The sequence below is a fragment of the uncultured Anaerofustis sp. genome (assembly GCF_938029165.1).
Lineage (GTDB): Bacteria > Bacillota > Clostridia > Eubacteriales > Anaerofustaceae > Anaerofustis.
In genome coordinates, this window is sequence record NZ_CALHFB010000051.1 from 1 (window position 1) to 8,014 (window position 8,014).

Below are 8,014 nucleotides of genomic sequence, written 5' to 3' on the forward strand. Positions count from 1 at the left end.
ACGACCCCGCTGGGCGCGGTGCCTAAGCCTTCGGCAAAAGGGATATTAAACTTACCTAAGTTATTCACCCGCATATTACCTAAAAGATTTATAACATTTAACATAAAACAAAACTTTTATTTATAGGGTTGGGGTTAGCGACTGTTTCACAAAATGCGGGCAGCATTTTGCAGAAAATCCAGTCGCTTTAAGCCTCCGCGGCTTGAGCGGAGATTTTTTGGCACTTTTTTATCTTTAAATAAGTGCCGGGGTATAAGGGGTAGAACCCCTTAATCCGTTTGTTTCTTTGAAAAGAAATCCATATATTTTACAAAAGCATAATATAACATAACAAATGCAAAAGAAATAATCACCCCGGATACTATATCGGTGAACCAGTGAACACCGGAAAGAAGACGACCGACAACGGTCAGTACGAGAACTACGGATGATACTCCTTCGGCAGTATATCTGAGGTTCTTATTTTTTATCCTGCTGTGAAACTGATAGATTGCAGTGGACATGATGAATACCGCAAGCATTGTATGAGTGGACGGGAAGGAAGCTTCAAGGTTACCGTCTATGAGTATCGGTCTGTAATTAATAGTAAGATTTTCAAATAAGACATAAACTACGATTATTAAAAGATAAAATCCGCCAAGAAGCAAAATATCCTTGTCTACCTTGAATAAACTCTTTCTTTTGATTAGCTGAACAAGTCCCAAAACACCAAAACCAAACGCGGTAAGTATTGCAATACCACCAAGAATTTGAGTCATTTTGTACCATATATCGTTCACCCCCACACTGTCAAAGATAAACTTATTGACAGCGGACAGACCTACCATGGACTGATTTGGTCCTGCTGCACTGACATCTACCTTTATTACCATAAAAGTAAAAAACCCAAACAGTGCAAATAATATCCCCGAACATATAAAACTATTTTTAGCTAATTTCATTTTCTACCTCCGCAAATCAAGTTATATTTCAATCAATCAAAACCACACCATGAAAATGATATATAAGTAAGAAACAAGTTCTTCCTAAGTCAAGACCTTTTCTCGATAACACCAATTTTTCATTTAAGTTCATTTTAATCTTTAAATAAATTTTGACTTGTAATTTTACATTAAACAACAATTATAGTCAGTTAATGATAAAAAAACAAGGTAACCAATGTTTTTTAAGAAAATTTTAATGTTATGATTTAATATAATATATTTAACATAAAATTTTCAGAATTTAGATTTTATTGATTTTTAATTAATGAATATAATGATAATCATCACCTAGTAAGCTTAAACTTTTTTTATTTATAAACTTTGATACAGCACTATAAAATGATATCTGTGAAATATAACGAAAATAAACGTGCTTTATTTTTGGACGAAAATATTAAAAAAATATTTAGATTTATAAAGAATAATCAAAAAAAACACCTTAAATAAAATAAAAACAAACAGCCATAAGAAATGTACATCCTATAGTTATTCTCTATAAAAGTTACATTTAAAATAAAAAGCAGAAAAATAACTTACTGTACACATAGTTTATAAATAATTTAAATTACGATAAGATATTTTAATAATATTTCATAATGGTATCCATAAGACAGCCAATAAAACAAAACAGAATAAGCTCACTGCTGGTGTTAACGTTTCTATTTATGAAAACAATACTATCTTGATACTAAAAATTATATTCCTAAAAACATAATTCATGGACAAAATCCACAATTTATAGTAAAACCCAATGCAAAAAACGATATAACAGTGATTTTCCCAAATGGAACTTCATTTAGCAAACCACCGAGAATTTTTATTACACCATATTCAACTAGTAAAAACAAAGCATTGGGTAGCGCTACTTTTTCAGTTCATACAATAGATATAGAAAAAAATACATTTCAAATAAGATATCTTAATAATTCATCGGTTCAATGTTTACCAGTTATTTATTGGATAGCAATAGAAAGATTTTAAATAAAAAAGCAGGGATATTCCCTGCTTTTTTATTTACATTGAATTACTTTATTAACTCTCAATCTCAAATTCAGACAGCCCATCATTCTCATCATTTCCCAACAAATTCACTCCGAACACGCCTGCCACGATTATCGCCGCTCCGAGCATTTGAATGAGGGTAAAAGGTTCTTTCCTTACGAACACTCCCGCAATTACGGAAATCACTGTAATGAGATTTGCGAATGCTGCAGCAGGTGCGATGGGAAGATTATGAAGGGTAAAGTTATAACAGAAAAATGCAAGCACCGACGAAACTGTTCCGAGATACAGTAATATAAGCAGTACTTTCACATTTGTGAATGCAGCAATATATCCCCCTAAGCCTTTGGAATAAAATATGGAAATGATCCCAAAAGTGATTGCCGCAAACCACATCATAAAGAACGTGACCTCTATGGCGGTGAACTTTTCGCAGACTATCTTGTTCATTATATTATATCCCGCTCCAGAAATAACAGCGCCGAGGAGACACAATATACCTATCATCTCGGAAGTATTACTTCCCGAACTCCCGGAACCCATAACGACTATAACAGAACCTATGACCGACATCACGATAAATACCCACTGCAAAAAGGAAGGTCTCTCCCTTAAAAAAATGACCGCAAGGATACATACAACAACGGGTATAGTAGCTATCATCGTTCCCGAAAGAGAAGATGTTGTAAGCTTGACACCATAGGTTTCAAAGATGAAATACAGTAAAGGTTCAAACATGGCAAGGAGTATCAGTGGTTTTAGATCCTTCCCTTTATAACTTAATTTGAATGCACCAAAGAAATAAAGGACTGTTATGAATAAAGCCGCAAACAAAAATCTGACCGCAGGAAGCTGAAGAGGGTGAAGAACAGTAAGGACTTCGCTGGTAAAGGCAAAAGAAATGCCAAATATAAAGGAATAAAGAAATCCCGTTATATATGGCATGATTTTCTTATTATCACTCATTTGTTTACCTATAATTAAACGAAATAAGCGAAGCTTTCCACGTTCTTTTCTTCGGACTTAATAAGTTCTATTTCATGGAATTTCATCTTTAAAAGCTCATTCATTATCTCTAGGAAACAAATTTCCGCATTGTAATGACCTACATTTATAAGTACTATGTCATTATCCACGAATTCCTGCATTTCATGATACTTTGTATCCGAAGTAATAAATACCTTTGCATTCTTTTCCTTGACCATTTCAAGCAAATCTCCGCCAGCTCCCGTACAAAGAGCTACTTTGCTCAAAATTCCGTGAGTGTTGTAATTATTCGTTACTTTTAATACATTTGTGTTATAAGCCTTTTTGACTTTCTTTAAAAGTCCGTCGATATTGACAGGCATCCTTGTATCCAAGTTACCTACTGCACCGAGACCAAATAAGTTTGCATCGTCTTCGCACTTATCGCTGACATATCTCTCCAAAGGCTCTATATCACTTAGCCCCAGTTTCTTAGCCATGAACATATTAAGACCTATGGTAGAAACGTCCATAGGAGTATGAGCAGAATAGACATTGATATTGTTCTTGATAAGTTTAAATATCATATCCCCTTTTATGCTCGACTGTTCTATATTCATTGAAGTGGAGAAGAACAAAGGGTGATGTGATATTATCATATCGCAGTGTTCTCTTATTGCTTCATCTATCACTTCGTTTGTGATATCAAGTGTTATAAGTATCCTTCTGACTTCATCGTTCCTGTTTCCAAGCTGAAATCCCGAGTTGTCCCACTCATACTGAAAACTCTCGTTTGCAAATACATTAATATACTCTATTACATCTTTTACTCTCATAATCTTTTTTTACCCCTTCCAGCCTATTTATATAATCATCCGCTTTTTCCCCTGCCTTTTTGGCATTTTGGGAATTTTTACTTTTACAATTTTCTATTATCTTTTTATTTACTCTTATTTTGTAATCTATATAATCAATAAAATTTTTATTTCCTTCTTCAAATAGCCCAAATCCCAAGTCGAAGAATATCTCATCGAATTTTCTCTCATCTTTCTCAGGTATGACTTTTAATATATTATAAAAGTGGTGTTTGTCTCTTACCAAATCTTCTTTTATAACTCTATAGCCGTTTTCATAGAGATACTTCCTAAGAAGGTTTACGCTGTTCATAGGCTGAAGTATGAGATAATCAAAACCTTTAGCCTTTATTTTATCCTCTTCAAGGATATTTATTATAAGCTCTCCGCCCATACCGCATATAGAGACCGCGTCTATATCCGTCGTATCTATATCTCTAAGTCCGCCTGTGAGTATAAAATTAGCCTTATCCCCCATTTTATGCATTTCAAAGTTTTCCTTTGCATTATTAAGAGGTCCTTGATTTATATCACTGACTACAGCTTTATTAATTATATTATTTTTTATTAAATGAAGCGGAAGGTACCCATGGTCAGAACCTACATCCAAAAATGTATCGCACTTTTCTGCCATATTATACACCGCTTTTAGCCTTATATCCAAATTAACCATAATTATTCCTTTAAATAACAAATTTAGTATACCATAAAATCTTAGATTTTAAAATAATTTCTTTTTCTTTGATAAAGAAACAAACCACCTAGGGGCTCTGCCCCTAAAACCCTTTTGCGGGGTTTCTCCCCGCACTCCTCTTTTCTGTAGGGCTCTGCCCTACAACCCGCCATTTTTTGCTTGTCCGACTCGCAAATATTGCTAACACAAATTCGCTCCTGTTATTAATTGTGTTTCACACATCTAAAATTTACTTAAGTAAATTTTAGTAAGCCTTCTTCGAAGTCTTTTAATAGTCACAATATAAGGAAAACGACCCTGCTGGGCGCGGTGCCTAAGAACTTCGCTAAAAGGGATATTAAACTTATGAAAGTCATTTACCCGCATATCACCTAAAAGAGTTATTAGCTTTAACAAAGTGTAAAACTTCATATATATGGGTTGGAGTAGTGACTGCTTTGCATATAAAATCCAATTATTTATAAGTATTTCATGGGGTTCCGTAACGGCTTTTAAATCTGTTCGATTTTCTAAGAAACGCTGCCTGCGTTTCTTGAAAGAGAAGCTACTATAACCCCTTTTTTAAATAAGTATTTCTTTTATATAAATTTTTTTAAAGGGATGGGAAGGCGACTGTTTCACGAAATGCGGGCAGCATGTTTTAGAAAATCCAGTCGCCATAAGCCTCCACGGCGATTGAGTGGAGTCGTTTTGTCCATTTTTTGGACAAGCAAAAATGGCGGGTTGTAGGGGGGAACCCTACACGGGTTTAAGGGATGGACCCTTTATCTTTATAAGTTTCTTTCTTTATAAAAGAAATATAATATCCCTACATTAAGCCTTCGGGCTTTTTTATTTGGTTAGGGAGATTTTCTTATTCTAATGTGTTATAATAGAACAAAAATTATTTTCAGAGGTTATATATGGCAATAGAATTGGTAAAAGAATATTTTTATAAATTCGATATGAAAGATAGAGTTTTGGAATTCGATGTATCCAGTGCGACTGTGGAACTTGCGGCAAAGGCTTTGAATACCGAGGGTGCAAGGATAGCGAAGACTCTTTCCTTTAAAGATAAAGCAGAAGATAATAACTGCATATTGGTGGTAACAGCGGGAGATGCAAGGATAGACAATAAAAAATTCAAGGCAGAGTTTAACCAAAAAGCGAAGATGTTAAGTGCTGATGAAGTTGAAGAGTTTACAAATCACAAAGTAGGAGGAGTATGTCCTTTTGCAAATCCTAATGGAGTAAAGACATATCTTGATGTTTCAATGAAAAGGTTCGATACCGTTTTCCCCGCATGCGGAAGTGCAAACAGTGCCATAGAGCTTACATGTGACGAACTTTTTAAGTTCTCCAATGCTCTGAAATGGGTAGATGTTACACAGTAATAAATATATATAATTATAATATTCATATTATAAAGCTGTAATTATTAAAAATAAAAATATATAACGTTATACGAATATGAGGTTTAATAGTAAAATATAAAAGTTAAATAAATGTTGTTAATGATTTTATATAAGTAGGGATTGTTATTTTATGATTGATTTACGTTATATAATAAGAAAATAAAATTGATTTTAGTCAATAGTTTTGTTTGTCGGAAATTTGTATATAATAATAATCTTTTTTATAAATGGGTTTGTGTAAGTCAACAATAAAAGTATAATGGTACAAAATTAAACATGTGTAATTTAGTTAAGACCGACGGTTATATTAGGTATGTTACGATAATTTTTTTGCTCTTTTTTTATATTTGTTATCCTTATACCATTTTAATTATGGTTCATATTTTAAATTTTACTTAATTGTATTAAAGTTGGATAATAATAAAGAGTTGTTTTATGATTATTTTATAAGAAAATTTAAGGAGAAAGGGCGGTGATAAATATGAAGTTTGAACTGAAAAAGTGGGAAGAAAAGTATATAAAAGATGTTGCTAAACATGGGAATAATGAAAAAATTGCAAGTAAATTAAGGGATGTTTTTCCTTATCCTTATACATATGAAGATGCAGAGTGGTATGTAAGGGACTGCATAATGAACGAAGGCGGGAACAATATTACAAGAGCTATCGTTGTAAATGGTGAAGCAGTGGGGAGTATAGGTGTTTTTGTTATGGACGATGTGTATAGAAAGAGTGCTGAGATAGGTTACTGGCTCAGTGAAGACTACTGGGGAAAGGGCATTATGAGCGAAGCCGTTGGTATTATAACAAAACAAGCTTTTGATAAGTTCGATATAGTTAGGATCCATGCGGAGATCTTTTCAAATAATCAAGGTTCAAAGAGAGTTCTTGAAAAAGCCGGATTTAAATTTGAAGGAAGAAAAGAAAAAAGCGTATATAAAAACGGCGAAGTTTTGGATAGCCTTGTATATGCTTATATAAAATAAGGATTTGGTATTAATCCAAGTCCTTATTTTTTGTTTGATTAAATCTTAATAGGATTATTTATTATGATTTTAAAATAACGAAAGCTGTTTAACTTCAATACTCTTTTTAAAATCTCTTATGCCTTTCATATAATTTCCGCTGACTTCGTATTTTCTTCTGACATCATTTATTTTTTTATACATTTCTTCCTTGTATTCTCCGGATACGTAAGCTCCTTTACCGTAGACATTTTTTATATTTTCGTATTCATCGGGGAAATAATTTTTAACAAAATCCATAAATACCTTTTTGGTGTCTCCTTTTAAATTAAGGGGACCGGTAAGTATATAATTTATGTCGATGTCTTTACCATGTGCAAATATCTCCTCCAGATTTTCTCTGTCATCGGTTATATATGGCATTATAGGCATGGTATGAATAGCTCGGCTTGCCTTTGTCCTCTTCATTTCTTCAAGCATATCTACCCTTCTTTTTGAGCTGACGCTTCCCGGTTCGATAAGCTTTCTCCTATCGTCGTCCATTACCGTTATGGTGGAAGCAATATTTACGTAAGTAAGCCTTGAGAGTTCATCTATGAGTTCTATATCCCTTAGTATCAAGTCTGATTTTGTTGAAATGATGACGGGCTGTTCGTATTTTATCATAAGCTTCAGTATCTCGGGCATTATCTTGTACTTCTTTTCTATGGGCTGATAAGAATCGGTAACGCTTCCCAGATTTATCACATCTTTATTTCTCTTTTTTCTAAGTTCCTTTTCGAGAACTTCCACTATATTAGTCTTGACAAATACATCGCCGAAGAAATTATCCGATTGTAAGTATCTGTTGGAGTAAATGGCATAGCAGTATTTACAACCGTGAGTACAGCCTCTGTATACATTCAAATCAAGATGATAGGGAAGTCTTGAATTTGATATTCTGTTAATAGCGCTTTTGCATTCTATTTCTTTTATTGCCATAATATTATCCTTACATATAGTCTTAGAACTTTTGTTCGTTATAATTATTATAACAAAATAAGTTTTTAATATCAATAGTTTTTTAATATGGGGCTTTGCCCCTAAAACCCTTTTGTAGGGTTCCACCCTACAACCCGCCATTCTTTGCTTGTCCAAAGAATGGAAGAAAGGACCCC

General features: G+C 33.4%; 7 protein-coding genes. 2 read left to right on the top strand and 5 right to left on the bottom strand.

All coding sequences use genetic code 11. The features are described 5' to 3' along the window. Window positions 1–269: 269 nt before the first annotated feature. The 4 genes from Q0516_RS10335 to Q0516_RS10350 all read right to left on the bottom strand — a co-directional run bounded on the left by Q0516_RS10335 (window position 270) and on the right by Q0516_RS10350 (window position 4,478). Window positions 270–941: a phosphatase PAP2 family protein gene (locus Q0516_RS10335; protein ID WP_294468910.1), complete on the bottom strand. Its 672-nt coding sequence runs from the start codon at window positions 939–941 to the stop codon at window positions 270–272. A gap of 1,074 nt (window positions 942–2,015) precedes the next feature. Further along, complete coding sequence (locus tag Q0516_RS10340; RefSeq protein WP_294468912.1) at window positions 2,016–2,951, bottom strand: DMT family transporter; 936 nt, start codon at window positions 2,949–2,951, stop codon at window positions 2,016–2,018. A gap of 14 nt (window positions 2,952–2,965) precedes the next feature. After that, a complete protein-coding gene (locus Q0516_RS10345; protein ID WP_294468915.1) occupies window positions 2,966–3,787 on the bottom strand; it encodes a Nif3-like dinuclear metal center hexameric protein in 822 nt (273 codons plus the stop codon). Further along, window positions 3,756–4,478 (bottom strand): class I SAM-dependent methyltransferase, encoded by a 723-nt coding sequence (locus tag Q0516_RS10350; RefSeq protein WP_257481255.1) that lies wholly within the window; start codon window positions 4,476–4,478, stop codon window positions 3,756–3,758. Before Q0516_RS10350 ends, Q0516_RS10345 begins: the two co-directional genes overlap by 32 nt. Window positions 4,479–5,401: 923 nt before the next feature. Here Q0516_RS10350 and Q0516_RS10355 point away from each other — a divergent pair. Beyond that, entirely contained in the window at window positions 5,402–5,872 is a 471-nt protein-coding gene (locus Q0516_RS10355; RefSeq protein WP_294468917.1) for a YbaK/EbsC family protein, read from the top strand. Window positions 5,873–6,374: 502 nt separating this feature from the next. Further along, complete coding sequence (locus Q0516_RS10360) at window positions 6,375–6,878, top strand: GNAT family protein (RefSeq protein WP_294468919.1); 504 nt, start codon at window positions 6,375–6,377, stop codon at window positions 6,876–6,878. A 69-nt stretch (window positions 6,879–6,947) separates the two neighbouring features. Here Q0516_RS10360 and Q0516_RS10365 read toward each other — a convergent pair. Further along, window positions 6,948–8,014, bottom strand: a 1,067-nt coding sequence (locus tag Q0516_RS10365; protein WP_366940203.1) for a radical SAM protein, incomplete at its 5' end; no start/stop codon positions are given.